Source organism: Alteromonas sp. MMG017 (assembly GCF_018100795.1).
GTDB lineage: Bacteria > Pseudomonadota > Gammaproteobacteria > Enterobacterales > Alteromonadaceae > Alteromonas.
The window spans coordinates 129,779-145,985 of the sequence record NZ_JAGJDY010000003.1 but is presented as its reverse complement, the minus strand read 5'-3'; the positions used below and the strand labels follow the sequence as shown (position 1 = coordinate 145,985).

The window sequence follows — 16,207 nt, the reverse complement described above, 5'->3', positions numbered from 1 at the left end:
ATTTATTGCGCTTTCTTCTATAGTAGCGGTGAACTGAACGTTCAAATACGCAAAAGTGACATTGGTTTGACGATTTCTATTTTTCAAGTGGTTAGCGTAATCATCCCTTAGGAAAAGCCATGAGACATTTAAATTCATGAATCGAATAATCAAAAAACTGCCTGAGCGAATTCTTATATCCGCCTGCTTTTTACTTACTTCCCACAGTCATGGTGAAACACTGCCATTTCAAAACCAATCGCTGCCGGTTGAGACTCGTGTCGCAGATTTAGTTGACCGCTTAACCTTGGAAGAGAAAGTGAGTCAATTATTTGATAAGTCAGCAGCAATAGAGCGCCTTGCCATTCCCGAATACTATTGGTGGAACGAAGCATTGCATGGGGTAGCAAGAGCAGGTAAAGCAACCGTATTTCCACAAGCTATTGGTATGGCGGCAACCTTTGACGAGCCTCTTATTTATCGTATTGCGTCTACAATTTCAGATGAAGGGCGTGCTAAGCATCACGAATTTTTACGAGAAGATACCAATGCAATGTACACAGGCCTTACTTATTGGTCGCCTAATATTAATATCTTTCGCGATCCTAGATGGGGCAGAGGCCAAGAAACTTACGGAGAGGATCCGTTTCTAACTTCTCGAATGGCGGTCAATTTTGTGAAAGGCCTTGAAGGAAATGATCCCACGTACCTTAAGTCGGTCGCCACGTTGAAGCATTATGCTGTTCATAGTGGCCCAGAAGTATCTAGACACAGCGACGATTACGCAGCGTCTGAAAAAGATTTAACGGAAACCTACCTTAGAGCATTTGAAGACACGATTGCAGCTACAAATGTATCATCTGTAATGTGCGCATATAACCGAGTCAATGGTTCGCCCGCCTGTGGTAGTGAAGCGCTTCTTCAAGATACGCTACGAGATACATTTAATTTCTCCGGGTACGTTGTTTCAGATTGCGGTGCTATTGCTGACTTTTATGATGAAAACTCCCATCATGTAGTGGACAGCCCTGCTCACGCAGCCGCCAGTGCCTTAAAATCAGGTACAGACCTAAACTGCGGAGACCATCACGGCAATACATTTAGCTATCTAATAGAAGCTGTGGCAGAAGATTTGGTAGAGGAAAGTGATATTGACCAAGCGCTTACCCGGCTACTTACTGCACGCATGAAACTGGGAATGTTTGATAACAGCAGTACACATGCATATACCAAAATGCCTATGTCAGTGGTTGGGTCAAAAAAACATATTGAATTGGCACGAGAAGCGGCAGAGAAATCCATGGTTTTACTTAAAAACGATGGTGTATTGCCCCTGAAACGCAATAGTAAAATAGCACTTATTGGGCCGAATGCTGACAATCCCGCCATACTTGTGGGTAATTATCATGGCACACCCGTGCAGCCTGTTACACCGAAAGAGGCCTTTTCGCAGGCACTACCTTCAAACCAACTTGGTTACGCGCCAGGAAGCAGTATAACTGAAAACATTTTTACGCATTTTAGTCCTGTCCCTTCTAGCGTTTTCACCCATGTAAACATGCTAGGCGAATCAAAACCAGGTTTAGTTGCTAAGTATTACCCCTCAAGTCATTTCAATCTTCAGCCAAGCAAACGGCACGTTGAAATGAACATCAATTTGACGAGCGAAGACATACCTTTCAACAAAGCATCAAATCAAGAATTCGCGGTGCGATGGACGGGCAAAATTACCCCTCAAAAATCTGGAAATTATTACTTTAAAATGAAAAATGTCGAGGTCTACCTAGACGGTGAGCTTACAGACGAAAGGCGCTATCTTGAAGCAGGCAAGTCTTATGACTTCAAGGCTGAATCACTTATTCAGCGTTTTTGGCACAGTAATGTGATAGAACCAGAAATAAGCTTCAAATGGTTAATAGAGGATAAAAATCTAGAGAGTGAAGCGCTTAGAGTGGCAAAGGAATCTGATGTTATCGTATTTGTCGGCGGTATTAGCGCTGAATTGGAGGGGGAAGAAATGCCTCTTGAGATTGATGGGTTCTCCCATGGGGACAGAACGAATATCAAATTGCCCGAGAGCCAATCATCACTATTAAAAGCGCTTCATAAACTGGGCAAACCCATCGTTATGGTTAACATGAGCGGAAGCGCAATAGCGCTCAACTGGGAAGATAAAAACCTCAACGCCATTATTCAAGGCTTCTATCCTGGTGAGCAAACTGGGCCAGCACTACTGAACCTTCTTTATGGTGATACCAGTCCTTCCGGCCGACTACCGGTAACCTTCTATCAGTCGGTTAACGACTTACCCGACTTTAAAAATTACAGTATGGTAAATCGAACCTATAAGTATTACGAGGGAACTCCGCTTTATCCATTTGGTTATGGTCTTAGCTATGCAGACTTCCGTTACGATAAGCTAAAGGTCACTCGCTCTGAAAAGGGTCTTAATATTGCCACCACGCTATCTAATAAAAGTGATATAAGTGCTCAAGAAGTTGTTCAAGTTTATCTTGGAATGCCCGATGCACCAATTCGTACGCCTCAGCGAGAGTTGGTCGCCTTTAAGCGTGTAAACTTAGCGGGTGGGGAAAGCCAGTCAGTGAGGTTCACCATTAATGAATCGCAACTTGTTTATGTTGATGCGCAGGGGCAGCGCCAACCTTATAAAGGTAAATTGCTCGTGACGCTTGGTGGGGGACAAGGGGTGAAACGTAGCGATAACGTTGTGCAACACAGTATTAATCTTCCCTAATATTATGTTCGTTTATCCATAGTCAATGGATGAACGAACATACTTGTTATATTGCAGTAGTCAGTGCTATAGCTATGGCACTGACTTTTTAATCAGCGTTGAAACACCCTTGAAGTTTGTCCATTAATACAACAAGTTGCTTTGCTTCAGCTTTCGACATGCCATCTAGTTTACATAACATTTGGGTGGGAACATCCCGTGCTATTATTTTGGCATCTTGCCCCGATTTTGACAGCACTACCCGGCGCACCCGTTTGTCCTGTTCATCTTTAACCACGTTTAACAGCTCTTTTTGTTCTAGTTTTTTTAAAATCAGCGTCATAGCACCGCCATCTATCACAGTTTTATCCAGTAATTCTGCAATGGTGACGTTAGATTGTTCCCACAAGGCCATCATCACTACGTACTGTGGATACGTAATATCAAGGCTTTTAAGCATTGGGCGATAGGCACGAGTAAATGCATTAGACAGCGTGTAAAAGCGGTGGCACAGCTGGCTTTCTAATTTAAGCGTATCGGGTGCAAGTTCATCAAGCTTAGCTTCGTCAGACATGAGCGTTCCTAGAAGAGGTAAAAGACATGAATAATATTTTGCATGCAAAGGACTTGATCTACAAGCGGCATTAGTGTTAATTTATTTTGCATGCAAAATAAATTGCATTTACTTTCTATTAGACATTTCACTACACGGGTTCATTACACAATTTCATTACTGGGCTTCAATAAAGAATGCTCAAGTTGAGCGAAGCAATCGAGGATTTATATAATGCATACACTTCAACAAGTGGTTTATACCGGTACAGCAGCTGCAACAGGTGGTCGTGAAGGCACAGCAAAATCAAGTGACGGAAACTTAGATGTTACGCTTTCAACACCAAAAGCATTAGGTGGAGCGGGTGGTAATGGCACTAACCCAGAGCAATTGTTTGCAGCTGGCTATTCAGCGTGTTTCATTGGTGCACTTAAGCATGTGGCTGCGGCTGAAAAAATTAAATTGGGCAGCGATATAAGCGTAACTGGTGATGTGTCTATTGGGCCTATCGAAGTCGGTTTTGCTATTGCTGTAAAACTAAGCGTCGACTTAGGTGATATGGAGAAATCTGCAGCAGAAAGCTTGGTGGCTAAAGCGCACCAAGTATGCCCATATTCAAATGCCACTCGTGGCAATATTGATGTACAAATTACAGTAGCCTAGACGTCAATACCTCTCTTCCCCAAGATCACTCGAGCCGCTTTAAAGGTAGGGAAGGGGAGAAACGTTAATTTAACCGCTGGTGTCGTTGCTTGTCGTTTTGGGTTTAAGCATTCAGGTACTTCTTTGTTATTATAGATAAGACAGAATTATGGGTAAGACAGAAAAATAACAGGAAGTATTATGAAAAATATGAGCTGGGTAGCCATTTGTGCGCCGATGTTGTTTGCGTGTAGCGAACAACCCTCACAAGAACCGACAACACCATCAGCTGTTTCTGATAGTGCTGATAGCAAAATTGCTGCCGAGAGCGCAGTATCTAAAGTAGATGTGCTCAGTGAAATAGAGGCGGGTAAAGATTACCACTCATTCGCCAATCCATCAGAAGTGCGAGTTACTCATTTAGATTTAGACTTAACTGCAGATTTTGAAACATCAAAATTGTCCGGCAGTGCTACGTTAACCGTTGAGCGCAGTGCGCCTAACTTTAATACGGTTGTTCTTGATACTCGTGCATTGGATATTACATCGGTTACGGTTAACGGCAATTCAGTACCTTTTGATATGGGCAGCGCTGATCCTGAACTTGGCACACCACTTTCTGTTGAATTGCCTGAAGGCGCAGATAAGCTAACCATTGCCTATTCTACCTCGCCTGAAGCATCGGGTGTTCAGTGGTTAACGCCAGCACAAACCGCAGGAAAGCAACATCCTTTCTTGTTTACCCAAGCGCAAGCTATGCATGCAAGAAGCTTTATTCCGCTGCAAGACTCTCCACAAGTACGAGTAACCTACACAGCCACTATACATACACCTGAAGCTTTATTGGCAGTGATGAGTGCCTCTAACGATCCTACTACGGCTCGTGATGGTGAGTACTCGTTTACTATGCCGCAGCCTGTACCTTCGTACTTAATCGCATTAGCAATTGGTGATTTGAAATTCAAACCAATGGGCGAGCGCACAGGGGTTTATGCCGAGCCTAGTATGTTAGACGCAGCAGCAAAAGAATTCGAAGATACCGAAGCCATGTTAGAAGTAACGGAAAAAACCTATGGCCCATATCAATGGGATCGTTACGACTTATTGATTTTACCGCCGTCTTTCCCTTTTGGCGGAATGGAAAACCCACGCTTATCGTTTATTACCCCTACTGTCATCGCTGGCGATAAAAGCTTAGTGTCACTGATTGCGCATGAATTGGCGCATAGCTGGTCGGGCAATACGGTTACCAATGCCACGTGGCGCGATCTGTGGTTAAACGAAGGTTTCACCACCTATTTAACTTACCGTATTATGGAAATGATATACGGCCACGACCGATTTAAAAAAGAAGCGGTTTTGGGATACCAAGATTTACAAAACGATATACAAGCCCTCAACGAAGAAGATGAAATTCTAGCTATCGATCTTCGCGGAAGAAATCCAGATGATGTTTTCTCAAATATTCCTTACGAAAAAGGCGCGCTCTTTTTACGTGAAATTGAAAACAAAATTGGTCGTGAAAATTTTGATGCGTTTTTGATGCAGTACTTTGAAGATTTCGCGTTTAAAAGCATTACCACTGATACGTTTTTAGCCTACCTGGATGAAACCTTGTTGGCGCAATACCCAGATAAGTTAAGCAAAGCGCGCATTCAAAAATGGGTGTTTGAGCCCGGTATTCCTGAAGGAGCGCCTGTGCCAGAGTCGGATGCCTTTGATAAAATCGATACCACTCGCAAGGCTTGGTTAGCCGGTGAGGTAGAAGCGGTAAATATAGATACCGAGCAATGGACAGTGCATGAGTGGTTGTATTTCCTGAACAATATGCCAAAGGAACTATCCGCAGAGCAACTGGCTGCATTAGATGCTGCGTTCTCGTTAACCACCACGCAAAATAACGAAATAGCCCACAGTTGGTTGATGATTGCAGTGGCAAATGAATACAAGCCGGCCTACGACCGACTGTACGAGTACCTGGTTAACATTGGCCGTAATAAGTTAGTTAAGCCGCTATATCGTTCGCTTTCTGCAACACCCGAGGGCAAAGCGTTTGCTAAACGTGCCTTTGAAGAAGCAAAGCCGGGTTATCACCCTTTAACCATTCGAGCCAACGAAGGCTTTGTGGAATAAAAGCGATCTTTACAAGCCTTAAGGCGTAGAACTAATTAGGTATCATCGGTAGCACTAACGGGATGGTTAGCGCTACTGATGACGCATATTACCGATGTAATTGGTTCATGTAGCTAATACGCAATTAAGGAGACTGTATGTATACGCAAAAACTACAACCTGATTCTTCATTCCCCGATGTGCAAGTAACGCTAAGCACCGGCGAGGCTGTTTCATTAAGCAACAAACGTGAAGGTTGTGATTGGAAGATGGTGGTTGTTTACCGTGGTAAGCACTGTCCTATCTGTACCAAGTATTTAAACGCGCTTGAAGACTACAAAGGGCGTTTGTTAGAACTTGGCGTTGATGTAATAGCGGTATCTGCTGACAGTCAATCTCAGTTGAAAGAGCATCTTGAAGACTTATCAATTACGTTCCCTATTGCTTCGGGTTTGAGTGAAGAAGATATGAAAGGGCTGGGTTTATATATTTCTGTGCCTCGCAGCGAAAAGGAAACTGATCACAATTTCGCTGAGCCCGCGTTGTTTATTGTAAATCAAGACAACACAATTCAAATTAGTGAGTTAGCGAATGCGCCATTTGTACGTCCTGATTTAGAGCAGCTGGTATCCGGTTTGGAATTTATTCGCGATCCAGAAAATGATTACCCCATTCGCGGCACCTTCAATGGATAGCTTTAACGGATGGCGTTAAAAGATAGCTATAGCCGATTGTATTATCGCCGTTTAAATAGTTTGTTTAGAACCAAAAAGCCCGCTTAGCGGGCTTTTTTATGCTTATCATAAATACTTGTCATAGATTTAAGAAAAAGCTGCGGATACCAAAAAAGTTTAGCTATCGTCAGGGCGACTAAAAGTAATTGCCATCGCTGCGGTTTTTTTTTGAAACTCGTCGATGGTGTGACTTGGCAATTGCACATTAACAGTAACGTGTTGTGCATAGTCACAACTAACTATCTTGCCTGAAAATTGTTCGCATAAATGCCGGATGAATTGCTCGTGCTTAAAGTCGATATCAATAGAGATATCATAAAGGCGCACTTCTTCACGGGTGGGAAGCTGTTCCATAGCTTGCTGTGCTGAGGCTGAGTAAGCTCGCACTAACCCACCTGCACCCAGCTTTATGCCACCAAAATAGCGGGTAACTATAACCATGACATCGCCCACACCTTTGTGCTGTAAAACATTGAGAATGGGTTTTCCGGCAGTGCCACTCGGTTCGCCATCATCGGCCATTGCTGCGCTTGATGGGGAATGAGGGTTACCAAGTAAGTACGCCCAACAATGGTGACGGGCATCTGGATATTGTTGCTTCACATTTGCGAGGTGTGCCATCGCTGCTTCGCGACTATCTGCAAAGGCGGCAAAGGCAATAAACTTGCTTTTTTTAATCTCGTACAGGTTTTCAACCTGTTGAGCGGGGACGGGATACGACATACCGCCATTATACCTGAGTTTCGCCTTTGGCTAAATACAGGTACAACAGCGTTTTGCGCTTTACTACTTTACTAGAAGCTACTTGGCATTAACGTAGAATGCCTGAAACCGTTTCCGATACGTTTGTCGCACCTTTAAGGATTTCATCCATCACACCTTGAACTTGGGTAATTTGCTGACTGTTTAAATCTACGTTGTCCTTCACTACCGCCATTTTACTGGTAGATTTATTCGCCAGTTTGCGGTTTTCTGCAACTACCGATTCAATTTCTACTGTTGAATCACTGGTACGCTGTGCAAGTTGACGAACCTCATCAGCAACCACGGCGAAACCACGACCTTGCTCACCTGCACGGGCCGCTTCAATAGCTGCATTAAGTGCCAATAGGTTAGTTTGATCTGCAATACCGCTGATGGTGGTTACAATAGTTTCAATTTTAAGCGATTGCTCGCTTAGTTCGTGCATTAGCTTATTGGTTTGGTCTACTTCATCTAGTGCAACTTGGAACACATCAATACTGCGTTGAAGCGATGTTGTACCGTCTGCTGCAATTTGTGACGTTTCTTCAGCGGTTGACACGGCAAGTTCAGCGGCCTGTGAAATAGCATGCTTTTCTTGAATTTGCGCGGTTACATCAGAAGCGAACTTGATAACTTTAACCACCTTCCCACTGCCATCAAACACTGGGTTGTAAGTGGCTTCAAGCCATAACGTCTCTCTGTCAGCATTAATCCGTTCGTAGGTACCCGAAGAGAATTGGCCGCTTGCTAAGGACTGCCAAAACTGAGGGTTATTCTGATAAAAGTCATCTTTACAGAACATGCGATGGTGCTTGCCTTTGATTTCATCAAGACTGTATTTCACTGTCGCTGTGAAGTTTTCGTTGGCGGTAACAATGGTGCCATCTGGTTCAAACTCGATAACCGCCATCGATTTATTCAGCGCATCGGTAATCGCTCTACCAGAAAAAACAGCATTTTCTTGCTCGGTAACATCATGATAAATTGCATGAATTTCAACGTTATTACCGCTTGGTACATTTACGTAGCTGGCATTCAGCCACTTTGTCTCGCCCGTCTCTGCTTTCATCGCAACGGTATTCGTGTAAGATCCACCGTTTAACAATGACTGCCAAAATAGACGATAATCGTTGTCGCTCTGAATACCTGGAACACGAAGATCTGTGTGGTTGAAAGAGGGTGTTCCCGTATTTGGGCGCGCTAAAATGTCTAGAAGCGGAGATGATGCGTATAGACAATCTCCTTTCTCAGAATACACTGCGTAAGCAAGGTTATCTTTTAATGTACTTAGCATTGTTGCTAAGCCGGTATTCTCGTCCGTGAGTGAGGAAACTTCCTTATTATATCGTGAACTGGATACAAACATGACGGCTCCGTTATCTTCTAATAAAGTAAGAGAAGTATAGAACGGTTAATTTTAAAGCGCGTTTAGACAATAGGTGAAATTGGTGCTTTTTTTGGTATGTCATTTCATAACTAAATATTCAAGATGACCGTTTTTTCATACTTGAACACTTTTTGAACCATTCTTATCAGCATTTCAGAGTCAATTTACATGAAAGTTCTTCACACCTCAGATTGGCATTTAGGTCAAAGCTTCTTCACCAAAAGCCGTAAAAATGAACACGAGCAGTTTTTTAAATGGCTGCTTGGGGTGGTTGAGCAAGAAAGTATAGATGCCGTTGTGGTAGCCGGCGATATTTTTGATACCGGCACACCGCCTAGTTACGCGCGGGAGCTTTATCATCAACTTGTAGGGGACTTTCAGGGGATGGGGTGCACCTTGGTGGTGTTAGGCGGCAATCATGACTCGGTGTCGGTATTAAATGAAAGCAAGGAATTATTGTCTTATCTAAACTGCTACGTTATTGCTAGCACCTATGGCAATACTGAAACGCAAGTCTTACCCTTGCGTACCCGAGGTGGTGAAATAGGCGCAATATTGTGCGCTGTACCTTTTATTCGTGCTAGGGATGTTTTGAAAAGCGAAGCTGGAGAATCAGCGATTGAAAAGCGTCAGGCGCTGGGCGAGGCCATTAAGCAGCACTATGCCAACCTTTATCAAATCGCATTAGATAAACGCAGCGGGCTAAGCGTCGATGTACCCATTATTGCCACCGGACACTTAACGGCCCTAGGGGTAAGTCAGAGTGAAAGTGTGCGCGACATTTATATAGGAACGCTAGAAGGTTTTTCAGCTGAGGGGTTTCCTCCGGCAGATTATATTGCGCTTGGGCACATTCACCGCCCGCAAAAAGTGGCAGGGTGCGATCATATTCGATATTCCGGCTCGCCTATTCCGTTAAGCTTTGATGAACTGAAGTCACAAAAACAGGTACTGATAGCCACATTCGACAACAAAACATTAGTTGAAGTAGAAAGTATGCCTATTCCTCGTTTTCAAGCGATGGCAGTGTTGCGAGGCAACTTAGAAGAGATTGAGCTTGCCTTACAGCACAACGAGGCGGTAAAAAGCGCAAGCGCTGAACACCCAGCTTGGCTGTGTATTGAAGTAGAAACCCAAGATTACTTAACCGACCTGCAACAGCGCATTCAAGCACTAATAGACGACAAGCCTGCCGAAATTTTGCAATTAAAGCGAATGCGCAAACAAAGAACCAGCGCTATTTCAGCAGAAGAAAATGTTAATTTAAGTGAGTTGTCTGTACGCGAGGTTTTTGATGCAAGACTATCGTTGGAAGCCTTTGAGTCTGACGAAGATAAACAACGCAAACAGAGAATTCAAACCTTGTTCGAGCAGGTGGTGGACGATGTGCAGTTATCCCACGAGGACAGCGAAGATGCAGATGAAGCCAATGCAGTTGATGTGAACAAGGCTACTGATGAGATCAACGCTACCGATGTTAACAGCCCTAACGCATCTGCCAATGAGGGTAACTTATGAAGATTCTTACCCTTAGGCTTAAAAATTTAAATGCATTAAAAGGAGAATGGAAGATAGATTTCACCCAGTCTCCTTTTATCGACAACGGTTTGTTTGCTATTACCGGCCCTACTGGAGCGGGTAAAACAACGTTACTTGATGCTATATGTTTGGCGCTTTATCACCAAACACCACGCTTGGGCACTATTTCGGCTACCTCGAACGATATTATGACTCGCGGTACGTCAGAGTGTTTGGCAGAAGTTGAGTTCGATATAAAGGGCAAAGCGTATCGCGCATTTTGGAGTATGCGGCGTGCTAGAGGAAAGGCTGACGGTAATTTGCAATCTGCCGATGTGGAATTAGCAGAAGTAGAATCTGGAAAAGTATTGGCCACCCAAGTGAGGCCTAAAAGCGACGAGATAGAGCGCCTTACTGGGCTTAACTTTGCGCGCTTTACAAAATCGATGATGCTATCCCAAGGTGATTTCGCTGCCTTTTTAAATGCAAACGAAGGCGACAGGGCTGAATTACTAGAAGAGCTTACCGGCACTGAAATTTATGGCCAGTTATCTCAAGCGATTCACGAGAAATATAAAGCAGCAGAAACGACAAAACGGGAATTCAAACTAAAGCTAGAAGGCGTAGCTTTGCTCAGTGAAACGCAGCATAGTGAACTTAGTGCGCAGCTAGACCAATTCAAAACCCAGCTAGTTACTATAAATACAGAGATTGTCTCGCTCCAAGATCAACTTCAATGGCAACAGGCGTATGAGCAAAATCAACATGAGCTTACTAAGGCGAAGGCCGCATTAGTTGAAGCGAATAACGTTTATGAACAGGCAAAAGATGAATTAGCGCTATTAGAGGCCGGCGAGCCGGCGGAATTACTCCGTTTGCCGCATTCTGCGCTTAGTCAGCTTTGTGAAGATGTGCAGCGTATTGCTAAAAATCTCACCGTGAAACAACAGCAAGTGCCTGACTTAGAAAGCCAGCAACACACACGCCAGGCCGAGTTTGAAAACAGTGAAACGAACTTTGCGACTGCGAAAGCCCGCCAGCAGCGCTTTGAAACTCTGATTAACGAACAAGTCATTCCGATTGATACTGAAATCAATAAGCTTACTGATCGTATAGAGACAAATCAGCAGTCATTAGCGGATGCGAAATTAAAGCAGGGCAAGGCGCAAGAAAGCCATCAAGCATACTCTGATGAACTTGAAGATAAAAAGCGCACGCTAGATGAGCTAACCACCTACCTCAAGGCCCATGCGGCAAATGGTAAAATGGCAGGTGAAATCAGTGGTTGGAAAGAAAAAGCGGCCCGTTTTAGCCATGACGAAAATACCTTGGTAGAATTAACCCAAAAAATAACAACAACGCAGCAGCTTAAAGACAGCGCTGTGGCTGACCTAACTGCGAAACAACAAAACAAAACGAACGTGGCGGCGTTACATCAACAAAGCGCAGATAACGTTTCACAGTGTGAGGCTAACCTCAATCAACTACTTAGCAATGGCGATGCGGCCAGTATTCATGCCGACATCACTGCGCTCAATAACAACTGGCCTGTTCTTGCGTCTTGTGAACAATGGCAGCGGCTTTATATCAGTCACACAAATAGCCATGCAGACAAAGCCAAAAGACTAACCACGTTGTTATCAAGTATTGAAACCCTTAAACAAGAGCGGGCAGAGTTAGCGGCAAGTTATAAAGCAACGCAAAGTCATTTAAAAGATGTTGAGTCGTTAATTAAGTTAGATGCCGAGCTTGCGCATTTGCGTCAAACGCTCTCGCCAGGCGACGCGTGCCCTTTGTGCGGTGCCACTGAGCACGATGCTTCTTTAATGAATATCGATGTGCCTGAAACTATTGCTAAGCGCGACGAATTAACCCGTACACTTGAGAATATTGAAAAGTTGGGTACGCAAAAACGGGAGCAAATCAGTACCGCAGAGTTCGAAAAACAGCAGTGCGAGAATGTTATGGTAGAGGCAAAAGCTGCCTTTTCTCAACTAGAAGCCGACTGGCAACAGGCTATGTTAACGTTAAATGCGAGGGTTGAAATTTCAGATGTTGAGTCCTTCAATCAGCTTCAACGTAGCTGCAAAGAGCGTCAATCTCGTTTAAGCGCACAGCTTAGTAATTTACAAGCTAGCGAGGCTAAATTGGCCGATGCCAAAAACGATACGCTTTTGCATCAACAGCAAATAGACTCTATTAACAGTGAGATAGCGCTGTTAACAGCAAAAATATCGCAGCTGGAAGGGCAGTTACACGACTTAAACAATACAAAATCTAATGTTGAAAGTGCACTTGCCAATAACCGTCGCACACTTATTAACGAGATTGAAAGGGTGGGGTTAACACCTGATGCAAACATAACTGAGTGGCTTACTCAAAAGCACAACGATGTGGAAGCGTTTCAAGAGAAAACCCATTTACACAATAGTTTGTCTCACGAGTTAAAAGTCCTTGAAAGCAAATTGGTTGAGCTAAGCGAAGCTAAAGCGTCTGCGGATAAAGAAACCCAATTATACAACACGCGTATTCAAGAGACTGAGGCGCAGCGTGAAGTACTGCGTACTAAACGTTATGTTTTATTCCCCCAAGAAGATATCGGCGTTGCTAGACGTGAAATTCAACATACCTTCTCGGCAAAAGAGCAGCTATTTAAAGAATGTGATACTCACCTTCGTGAGGCGCAACGAGCGCTAGAAAATGCTACCGCCCAGCTAAAAGTACTTACCGTAGAATTAGAAGAGAAACAACAAGCTAAAGAAGTAAAACAAGTCGCCTTCGATACCGCATTGCAGCAAAGCCCGTTTGCTGATGAAACCGAGTTTTTAAATGCATTATTACCCTATGAGGAACGCCAGCGTTTACTTCAAAAGAAACAGCTGATTGAGCGCGAGCAACAGAATGCGCAGTTGTTACTAAGTACCGTCACGCAGAAGCACAACACCCTATTAGCACACGAACGCGCCGCAAAATGGGAGCAATCGGCAGTTGAAGCGACACAGGTTAGCTTGAACGAGAAAGGTGAGGCAAAAGATCGGTTACTTGCGCAACAAGGGCAACTATCTCAACAATTAGAGAGTAATAGGCAAGCGGTTGAAAAACAGCAAAGCTTAATCAATGAAATGCGTGAATTTGAAACCTCGTATGACGATATTGCTTATCTACACTCGCTTATTGGCTCAGCCAGTGGTGATAAATTTAGGCGATTTGCGCAAGGCCTAACGCTAGATAATTTAGTTCGGCTTGCCAATCAACAGCTCGATAGGTTGCACGGACGGTATCAACTTACCCGCAACACAAAAGACAGTTTAGGTTTAAGTGTATTAGATACCTGGCAGGGTGATGTGGTGCGGGATACTAAAACGTTATCAGGGGGGGAAAGTTTTCTGGTGAGTTTAGCGCTAGCGCTGGCGCTGTCTGATTTAGTGAGCTTTAAAACAAGCATAGATTCTCTGTTCCTAGATGAGGGCTTTGGTACGCTAGATGCCGAAACCTTAGACGTTGCGTTAGATGCATTAGATAACCTAAATGCTAGCGGTAAAATGATTGGTGTTATTAGTCATATTGAAGCAATGAAAGAGCGTATTCCTACCCAGCTGAAAGTAATAAAACGAAATGGCGTAGGGTTAAGTGCGCTGGAAAAATGTTACTCAGCGACAGAAATTTGACGGAAATTTGGCAGGTTTTAATTTTTGAAGCTACACTAAACTTAGCCTTTAGTGATTTATCGCATACAACACTGCGATCTTAAAGGTGATGCCGACTACGCTGTGTTGTAATTTCAACGGCGCATATCGTTTAGTCAGGGTGAAGTTTATAAGGTAATTACACGCAAAGTGGATCTTGCATAAGTACAGATTGTTGGGGGCGTGTAACCTTCCATGTGCGACCTGAATGCAAGATGGCCAGTAAAATTTCTGATTGCCGCTTTATGTATTTTGATAAGTGAGAGTGTGTTCGCGTCGTGCGTTATTACCTCACCATTAAAAAGCAAAGTGGGCACACCTATACCAATGGTGAAAGGCGAGCAGCATTTAACACTAAACTGTGATTTAGCCCTCCCGCATATTTTTCATTTTCCTCGTAACTTTGTGAATAAAGCCGTACTTTATCGGCTAGAGGCTGATGCTTCTAAAACAGATGCTTCTAAAACAGATGCTTCTAAAACAGATAGTCCTACACCAAATCATTCTGGGACTGCCAACTTCGAAACAGCCAGCTCTCAAATAGTCAGCTTCGAAAAAGAGAGCTTAGAAGTGCCCACGTTAACTCCAGCAATCGAGCTGCCTAGCGCTCGGCAGGCTTATATGCTTCCCACCGGTGCGGCTTCATACATCTTAAAGGTGGATGCGCAATTCGCTAGGGCACTGTACCCGAGCCTGTCCACAGTACCTGACTTTCACACATTTAATACTATTCATACCTTAACGCTAAGTGCATTTGCTGGATTTTGCTTTGCGTTGGCTATCTATGTTGGGGTGTTGGGTAATAGTATGCGAAGTTTTGGGTTCTACTCTTACAGTTTTTACGTGGCAAGTGCGGCCATCTTTTTCTTGTTGCAAGAAGGCATTTTTTACACCTTGTTACCCAATATACAGTTTCTAAATAGCGTACAGCTAAGTGTGCTTTTTGCAGGGCTAACCATTTTTGCTTCTTTGCGCTTTTTAGACCAATTACTCGATTTTAAAGCGTTGCTGAAAAAGTGGCAACGCAGCGTACTACACTATTTATCGCTAATAATATTAGTCTTGGTGAGCGTGCAGTTAGTGTTAAGTAGTGATGTGAGCATGATGGTAAACAAAGTCATGTCGAAATTAACGTTGGTTATCATGGCCGGTATTTTATCAGCAATACTTTACGCGGCGTATCATAAAGTCCACTGCGCAAAATTAGTATTGCTGGGGGTCTCGACGATAATGCTTGCCATGCTCGCCAGGTTTTATTTGAAAGACTATAGTCCGTTCCTTCAGCGGTACGGGCTTATTATTGCCGTCACGATAGAAGCTTTAATATTTGCTTTTGCTGCCGCGCAAAAAGTGAAAAAGTTAGATGACGACAGGATGGCCGCGTTTAAACGGGCAGCTACCGACCCCTTATGTCATATTCTTAATCGAGATGGATGGGAAGGGGCTGCGAAAGTACTGCTTGATGAATTCAATCACCATGGTGGCTTCATTACCTTGATGTTCATTGACGTGGATAATTTCAAACGAATTAATGATTCGTTTGGGCATCAATCAGGCGACGATGTACTACGTATTATTTCAAAAATTCTTAAAGGACAATGCCGCGAGCAAGATGTGGTGGGAAGACTAGGGGGCGATGAGTTTGTAGTGCTAAGTTATTGCCACAGCCGAAGCCAATCTGAGCGTCTGGTAAAGCGTATTCAGCACAGGTTTAGTGACTTAGTTATACAAACGCTTAACGTACAAATTCCAGTTTCGGCCAGTGTCGGGGGCTTAATTACAGATATGCCTTGTAGCGACCTAGAGACGTTACTCGACCAGGCTGATACACTGATGTACGAGCAAAAAAAGACACATCAAAGTGCAATGGCGCAACCCATTTAAAAGGTTCATGGTCTTTCATAACATGAGGACGTTCGCGCTTTATGTGATGATACGAGCTAACTTGTCAGTCCCACGGGTTTCTCACTACGGCAAACTTGTACAATCCATTAAAATAATCTTCAGGTAGCATTTCTTTTGCCGCAATAATGCGAGAATGGCGAAATTGGATGGCTTTTGCTTTTTGTTGGTAGAGAGTAAAGCTATGATAAAATGCCGTAAATTGAAGCTTTTATA

At 43.7% G+C, this 16,207-nt stretch carries 10 protein-coding genes; 7 read left to right on the top strand and 3 right to left on the bottom strand.

The features are described from left to right. The first annotated feature begins 136 nt into the window (after positions 1-136). A complete protein-coding gene (locus J8L84_RS05395) occupies positions 137-2,734 on the top strand; it encodes a glycoside hydrolase family 3 C-terminal domain-containing protein (protein WP_211069797.1) in 2,598 nt (865 codons plus the stop codon). 88 nt (positions 2,735-2,822) lie between these two features. Here J8L84_RS05395 and J8L84_RS05390 read toward each other — a convergent pair whose 3' ends face one another. Further along, the gene (locus J8L84_RS05390) at positions 2,823-3,287 is read right to left on the bottom strand and encodes a MarR family transcriptional regulator (RefSeq protein ID WP_211069796.1); all 465 of its coding nucleotides are present in this window, start codon (positions 3,285-3,287) and stop codon (positions 2,823-2,825) included. A 213-nt stretch (positions 3,288-3,500) separates the two neighbouring features. On the opposite strand from J8L84_RS05390, the gene J8L84_RS05385 reads away from it, so the two are divergent. From J8L84_RS05385 to J8L84_RS05375, 3 genes are all read left to right on the top strand, one after another. Continuing rightward, positions 3,501-3,929, top strand: coding sequence for an organic hydroperoxide resistance protein (locus J8L84_RS05385; RefSeq protein WP_211069795.1), 429 nt, complete (start codon positions 3,501-3,503; stop codon positions 3,927-3,929). 180 nt (positions 3,930-4,109) lie between these two features. Then, on the top strand, positions 4,110-6,041 hold the full coding sequence (locus tag J8L84_RS05380; protein WP_211069794.1) for a M1 family metallopeptidase: 1,932 nt from the start codon (positions 4,110-4,112) through the stop codon (positions 6,039-6,041). Positions 6,042-6,178: 137 nt separating this feature from the next. Further along, positions 6,179-6,715, top strand: coding sequence for a peroxiredoxin-like family protein (locus J8L84_RS05375; RefSeq protein WP_211069793.1), 537 nt, complete (start codon positions 6,179-6,181; stop codon positions 6,713-6,715). 156 nt (positions 6,716-6,871) lie between these two features. On the opposite strand, the gene J8L84_RS05370 is transcribed toward J8L84_RS05375, so the two are convergent. Both J8L84_RS05370 and J8L84_RS20550 read right to left on the bottom strand, forming a co-directional pair. Next, positions 6,872-7,477, bottom strand: a complete 606-nt coding sequence (locus tag J8L84_RS05370; RefSeq protein ID WP_211069792.1) for a YigZ family protein — start codon at positions 7,475-7,477, stop codon at positions 6,872-6,874. Between the two features lie 88 nt (positions 7,478-7,565). Then, positions 7,566-8,864 (bottom strand): methyl-accepting chemotaxis protein, encoded by a 1,299-nt coding sequence (locus tag J8L84_RS20550; protein WP_211069791.1) that lies wholly within the window; start codon positions 8,862-8,864, stop codon positions 7,566-7,568. 189 nt (positions 8,865-9,053) lie between these two features. Here J8L84_RS20550 and sbcD point away from each other — a divergent pair, with 189 nt between their 5' ends. The 3 genes from sbcD to J8L84_RS05350 all read left to right on the top strand — a co-directional run bounded on the left by sbcD (position 9,054) and on the right by J8L84_RS05350 (position 15,973). Next, on the top strand, positions 9,054-10,403 hold the full coding sequence (gene sbcD / locus J8L84_RS05360; RefSeq protein ID WP_211069790.1) for an exonuclease subunit SbcD: 1,350 nt from the start codon (positions 9,054-9,056) through the stop codon (positions 10,401-10,403). Further along, positions 10,400-14,071 (top strand): AAA family ATPase, encoded by a 3,672-nt coding sequence (locus tag J8L84_RS05355; RefSeq protein WP_211069789.1) that lies wholly within the window; start codon positions 10,400-10,402, stop codon positions 14,069-14,071. The genes sbcD and J8L84_RS05355 overlap by 4 nt, the downstream gene beginning before the upstream one ends. Before the next feature lie 285 nt (positions 14,072-14,356). Continuing rightward, positions 14,357-15,973 (top strand): diguanylate cyclase, encoded by a 1,617-nt coding sequence (locus J8L84_RS05350; RefSeq protein ID WP_211069788.1) that lies wholly within the window; start codon positions 14,357-14,359, stop codon positions 15,971-15,973. Positions 15,974-16,207 lie beyond the last annotated feature (234 nt).

Excerpts from the sequence above, each read along its gene's own strand:
- J8L84_RS05395 (WP_211069797.1), top strand. The coding sequence starts at position 137 with ATGAATCGAATAATCAAAAAACTGCCTGAGCGAATTCTTATATCCGCC.
- J8L84_RS20550 (WP_211069791.1), bottom strand. The coding sequence starts at position 8,864 with ATGTTTGTATCCAGTTCACGATATAATAAGGAAGTTTCCTCACTCACG.
- J8L84_RS05390 (WP_211069796.1), bottom strand. The coding sequence starts at position 3,287 with ATGTCTGACGAAGCTAAGCTTGATGAACTTGCACCCGATACGCTTAAA.
- sbcD (WP_211069790.1), top strand. The coding sequence starts at position 9,054 with ATGAAAGTTCTTCACACCTCAGATTGGCATTTAGGTCAAAGCTTCTTC.
- J8L84_RS05380 (WP_211069794.1), top strand. The coding sequence starts at position 4,110 with ATGAAAAATATGAGCTGGGTAGCCATTTGTGCGCCGATGTTGTTTGCG.
- J8L84_RS05355 (WP_211069789.1), top strand. The coding sequence starts at position 10,400 with ATGAAGATTCTTACCCTTAGGCTTAAAAATTTAAATGCATTAAAAGGA.
- J8L84_RS05385 (WP_211069795.1), top strand. The coding sequence starts at position 3,501 with ATGCATACACTTCAACAAGTGGTTTATACCGGTACAGCAGCTGCAACA.
- J8L84_RS05375 (WP_211069793.1), top strand. The coding sequence starts at position 6,179 with ATGTATACGCAAAAACTACAACCTGATTCTTCATTCCCCGATGTGCAA.
- J8L84_RS05370 (WP_211069792.1), bottom strand. The coding sequence starts at position 7,477 with ATGTCGTATCCCGTCCCCGCTCAACAGGTTGAAAACCTGTACGAGATT.